At 63.9% G+C, this 1,003-nt stretch carries 1 rRNA gene; it reads right to left on the bottom strand.

Features of this window, described 5'->3' with window-relative positions:
• Window positions 1-1,003: ribosomal RNA gene (locus AAA138_RS09830) — 23S ribosomal RNA — on the bottom strand; the annotation flags it as partial.

The following is a 1,003-nucleotide window of genomic DNA, read 5'->3' as shown; positions in this document are numbered from 1 at the left end:
GCTCACTCGCTTCGCTCAGTCGCTTCGTCCGGAGCCTCGCCCTCGTGCGGACCGGATTTCCCTGGTCCGCGGGCCGCGCTCCATCACGGGGACGTCCAGAACCCCGCCGAGCCACCCCCATCCGTCGCCCCGTCGGTCGTAGCGCCGCGTGCGCGGTGCAGGAATGTCTGCCTGCTGCGCGTCGGCTACGCCTACCGGCCTCGCCTTAGCCCCCGACTGACCCTGGGAGGATTAGCCTTGCCCAGGAAACCTCGGGTTCACGGCGGACGAGTTACTCTCTCGTCTCTCGCTACTCATGCCAGCATTCTCACTCCCATGCGCTCCACCGTCGGTCGCCCTCCGGCTTCTCCGCCCATGGGAAGCTCCCCTACCGATTCTGAAAATCAAAATCCCGCCGCTTCGGTGTCCAGCTTAGCCCCGTGTATTGTCGGCGCATGTCCACTCGACCAGTGAGCTGTTACGCACTCTTTGAATGGATGGCTGCTTCTAAGCCAACATCCTGGTTGTCTGGGCGGACGCACATCCTTTGCCACTCGGCTGGAACTTGGGGACCTTAGCGGGCGGTCCGGGCTGTTTCCCTCTCGAGCACACAGCTTAGCCCACATGCTCTGACTGCCGCGCTCTGGGCCGCCGGCATTCGGAGTTCGGTTGGATTCGGTAGGCGGCGAAGCCCCCTCGTCCATCCGGTGCTCTACCTCCGGCGGTGAACGCGCGACGCTAGCCCTAAAGCTATTTCGGGGAGAACGAGATATCTCCGGGTTTGATTGGCCTTTCACCCCTATCCGCAGGTCATCGCCGCCGTTTTCAACCGACGTGCGTTCGGCCCTCCACGGGGTCTTACCCCCGCTTCAGCCTGCCCACGGATAGCTCACCCGGCTTCGCGTCCGCGGCGCGGGACTCAAGTCGCCCTGTTAAGGCTCGCTTTCGCTTCGGCTCCCTTTCGGTTAACCTCGCCCCGCGCCAGCGACTCGCTGGCTCATTCTACAAAAGGCACGCCGTCACA

Origin of the sequence: Collinsella sp. CLA-JM-H32B, assembly GCF_040098065.1 — a bacterium.
In the GTDB taxonomy this organism is placed as follows: Bacteria; Actinomycetota; Coriobacteriia; order Coriobacteriales; family Coriobacteriaceae; genus Collinsella.
Note: the sequence above shows the minus strand (reverse complement) of the source record. Positions and strands in the feature narration are given on the sequence as shown.